Source organism: Halomonas terrestris, from assembly GCF_049166755.1.
Taxonomy (GTDB): domain Bacteria; phylum Pseudomonadota; class Gammaproteobacteria; order Pseudomonadales; family Halomonadaceae; genus Halomonas.
The window spans coordinates 1-3,629 of sequence record NZ_JBMHFZ010000045.1 but is presented as its reverse complement, the minus strand read 5'-3'; the positions used below and the strand labels follow the sequence as shown (position 1 = coordinate 3,629).

Here is a 3,629-nt window from a genome sequence, read left to right as displayed (position 1 = left end):
GGAGGAGCGCATCCGGATCTACGAGCCGACCACTCACTGAAGCAGGTGGCCAGCTCCGCCCGGACGCTGGCCACTCGGCAAGCAGCCAGAGGCGGCTAGTCGCGCAGCCGCACGTGAACCGTCACCTCCTCACGGTCGTGATAGAGGTGACGGCAGCCGACCTCCGCCGCTATCCCGGCCGCCGCCAGTGACTGCTCGAGCCGTTCCAGACAGGACGCGACCTCGGGCCAGCGCCGCCTCATCGGCAACTTGAGATTGAACACTGCCTCATGACACCAGCGCCGCACCAGCCAGCGCTCCACCATCGCCTCCACCCGGGCCGGCTTGTCGACGATATCGCAGACCAGCCAGTCGAGGCGGTACGGCGGCTCCCAGACGAAGCCATCCTCGCGCAGGTGCTCCACCTGCCCCGTGGCCATCAGGACCTTGTCCATGGGGCCATTGTCGATGGCATAGACATGCATCCCGCGCTTCACCAGCTGCCAGGTCCAGCCACCCGGGGCGGCGCCGAGATCCACCGCCTGCATACCCTCGGCCAGCCGCGTGTCCCACTGCTCACGGGGGACGAACTCGTGCCAGGCCTCCTCGAGCTTCAGGGTCGAACGGCTCGGGGCCGCATGGGGAAAGCGCAGCCGACGAATGCCCCCCGGCATCTCGCTGCGGTTGCCGGGAAAGCTCATGCCCAGTTGCACGTGGTCGCCGCTGCTCCACAGCAGGTGCAGGCGTCGACCGCCTGCCTTGCGCCGCAGTGCCTTGCGCTTCTTCAGCACCGACTCAAGCGGCCGGCTCAGCGCCTTGATCAAGCCGGCAAGGGCCTTGCCGTCGTTGGTATCCGGCGTCTCCTGCCACAGTGATTCGAAGCTCCAGCCACTGCTCACGACCTGCTCGATGATCGGGCCAAGGCGATCCTCCCGCTCGAGAGAGAGCGGCGGCAGCGCCACCAGGCTCTGCCTGGCAAATACCAGGGAGGCCAGGGGCAGCGCCCGGTGGAGAGCGTTCGCCGGCTCCCCCCCCGCCACCACGAAACGGACGAAGCCCGAGTTGACCGTGAAACGACTCTCACCCTGCCAGCCCGCCCCCTCGGCCTTTTCCGCCACCTCGGCGGCGAGGTCAGGCTCGAACCCGGCACGACAATAGAGCAGCAACTCGCACGGCATACTCATCTGCACTCTCCCTGCTCATCCTGGTGTTGCCTGTCGCTTCCCGACTTGCGGAGATCCTCGATGCCCTGCAACTGGACGTTCAGGGCATTGGTCGAGATCGTGACCTCCCACAGCGAATAGATCAGCGAAACGGAGAGTGTCACCAGGCTCAGGCCGAACAGGACCATACCCGTCTGTTCCAGGGTCAGGAACAGGGCGAACATCGACAGGGTGCAGAGCAGGAAGCTCATCACTCCGGCCACCTGCATGCGCTTGGTCAAGGAGATGCGCTTGCGCAGCATCAGGATCTGCCGCGCGGTGACATCCTGATGCTGGCTGCGCTCCTCGTCAGCCAACCTGCGAATCAACTGGGCCAGGACCAGGAAGCGGTTGGTGTAGGCCAGCAGCAGCAAGGAAATGGCCGGAAACAACAGTGCTGGCGTAGTCAGGCTCAAGACAGCCTCCAACAAGCAAAGCGGAGCGCGCATCATAACAGCCCTCCCGGGGCCGGGCGACTCCACTCATCCGCACCTAACGTTTAATCACCATCTTTGAAGATATTCTAATGTTTATTAATGGTGCAACGATTTTTGGCATTTACAAGCATTTTTGGCTCATATCTATGTCTAATCCCTGCATGGCCCATACGCTTGCTGCATAATGGTGCATTGCTATATATTGAGCACCATTGTGGAAGCGTTTTTCAGGCAAGGCCGCCGCAGAGCGACCCCTCCTCACACATCCACCATCACAGGAAACCGCCATGCCGTACGTTCATGACACCCTGGAAGGCCTCAGGAAGAGCAGTCCCGCCCAGACCGAGTTCTACCAGGCCGCCGAGGAAGTGCTGGAGTGTCTTCGTCCGCTGTTCGAGCGCAGCCCCTTCTACCACGACCACAGCATCATCGAGCGGATCGTCGAGCCGGAGCGTCAGATCATGTTCCGCATCTGCTGGACCGATGACACTGGAAAGGTCCAGGTCAACAAGGGCTACCGCGTGCAGTTCAACTCCGCCCTCGGCCCCTACAAGGGCGGCCTGCGCTTCCATCCCAGCGTTACCTCGGGAACCATCAAGTTCCTCGGCTTCGAACAGATCTTCAAGAACGCCCTGACGGGCCTGCCCATCGGTGGCGGCAAGGGGGGCTCCGACTTCGATCCCAAGGGCAAGTCCGATGGCGAGATCATGCGCTTCTGCCAGTCGTTCATGACCGAGCTGCATCGCCACATCGGCCCGACCACCGATGTCCCGGCCGGCGACATCGGCGTGGGCGCCCGGGAGATCGGCTACCTGTACGGCCAGTACAAGCGGCTCACCGGCCGCTACGAGGGCGTGCTCACCGGCAAGGGCCTCAACTGGGGCGGCTCCATCGGCCGCAAGGAGGCCACCGGCTACGGTGCCGTCTACTTCGCCCAGAACATGCTCGAGGCGCGCGGTGAAAGCATCGAAGGCAAGACCTGCCTGGTGTCCGGGGCCGGCAACGTGGCGATCTACACCATCGAGAAGCTCTACGAGCTGGGCGCCATGCCCGTGACCTGCTCCGATTCACGCGGCACTCTGCATGATCCCCGCGGCATCGACCTGGACCTCCTGAAGGAGCTCAAGGAGGTCAAGCGCACCTCCCTCGAGGAGTATCTCGGCAAGCACCCCGAGGCCAGCTACATCCCGGCACGAGACTACCCGGAAGATGGTCATGCGGTCTGGCGCATCAAGGGCGACGTGGCCTTCCCCTGCGCCACCCAGAACGAGCTCACCGAGGCAGATGCCGAGACGCTGCTGGGCAACGGCATCACCTGCATCAGCGAAGGTGCCAACATGCCTTCCACCGCCGCAGCCGTGGATCGCTTCCTGGAGGCCAGGATCGCCTACGGCCCCGGCAAGGCCGCCAACGCCGGTGGCGTGGCCACCAGCCAGCTGGAAATGGCCCAGAACAGCAGCATGGAACAGTGGCCCCTGGAGAAGGTCGACGCCAAGCTCAAGGAGATCATGGCCAACATCCACAAGCAGTGCGCCGACACTGCCGAGGAGTTCGGCGAGTCGACCAACCTGGTACTCGGCGCCAACATCGCTGGTTTCCGCAAGGTGGCCGACGCCATGATCGATCAGGGCGTGGTGTAAGCCCCGTCACAGAGCGTCATCTCCACGATCGAGAAAGCCCGGGCCTGACGGCCCGGGCTTTTCCTGGTCATGATCTTCTCTGCCTGCGGCTCGCGGCGGAGCCTGGCATCAGACGTACGGGTGGAAACCCCGGCGCGCCTGCGCCTGGCACTGTGCCTCGGCCAGCCTCATCACCCCGCGCCACAGCCCACCAAGCAGGGGCATGACAACAGGGCGCCGGGAATCCACCAGATCCCAGATGGTGGGAAAGGTCATCTTGGCATGGCTCATGGGTACGGCCTCGCATCGCTGTTCATATTGCGCTGCATTATACCTTTGTCTATAGCCTAAAGTCTAACCTCCGGTCTGCCGTGATCTCCCCCAGAAACGCG

4 protein-coding genes are annotated in these 3,629 nt (G+C 63.5%); 1 reads left to right on the top strand and 3 read right to left on the bottom strand.

The window, feature by feature from the left end; genetic code table 11:
• Positions 1-95 precede the first annotated feature (95 nt).
• Both rlmM and ACOMD9_RS20990 read right to left on the bottom strand, forming a co-directional pair.
• Entirely contained in the window at positions 96-1,163 is a 1,068-nt protein-coding gene (rlmM, locus tag ACOMD9_RS20995) for a 23S rRNA (cytidine(2498)-2'-O)-methyltransferase RlmM (RefSeq protein WP_421417963.1), read from the bottom strand.
• Complete coding sequence (locus tag ACOMD9_RS20990) at positions 1,160-1,633, bottom strand: DUF2721 domain-containing protein (RefSeq protein WP_421417961.1); 474 nt, start codon at positions 1,631-1,633, stop codon at positions 1,160-1,162. The genes rlmM and ACOMD9_RS20990 overlap by 4 nt, the downstream gene beginning before the upstream one ends.
• A gap of 272 nt (positions 1,634-1,905) precedes the next feature.
• On the opposite strand from ACOMD9_RS20990, the gene gdhA reads away from it, so the two are divergent.
• Complete coding sequence (gdhA, locus tag ACOMD9_RS20985; RefSeq protein ID WP_421417960.1) at positions 1,906-3,258, top strand: NADP-specific glutamate dehydrogenase; 1,353 nt, start codon at positions 1,906-1,908, stop codon at positions 3,256-3,258.
• Positions 3,259-3,366: 108 nt separating this feature from the next.
• Here gdhA and ACOMD9_RS20980 read toward each other — a convergent pair whose 3' ends face one another.
• Positions 3,367-3,528 (bottom strand): hypothetical protein, encoded by a 162-nt coding sequence (locus ACOMD9_RS20980; protein WP_421417959.1) that lies wholly within the window; start codon positions 3,526-3,528, stop codon positions 3,367-3,369.
• Positions 3,529-3,629 lie beyond the last annotated feature (101 nt).

Excerpts from the sequence above, each read along its gene's own strand:
- ACOMD9_RS20980 (WP_421417959.1), bottom strand. The coding sequence starts at position 3,528 with ATGAGCCATGCCAAGATGACCTTTCCCACCATCTGGGATCTGGTGGAT.
- gdhA (WP_421417960.1), top strand. The coding sequence starts at position 1,906 with ATGCCGTACGTTCATGACACCCTGGAAGGCCTCAGGAAGAGCAGTCCC.
- ACOMD9_RS20990 (WP_421417961.1), bottom strand. The coding sequence starts at position 1,633 with ATGATGCGCGCTCCGCTTTGCTTGTTGGAGGCTGTCTTGAGCCTGACT.
- rlmM (WP_421417963.1), bottom strand. The coding sequence starts at position 1,163 with ATGAGTATGCCGTGCGAGTTGCTGCTCTATTGTCGTGCCGGGTTCGAG.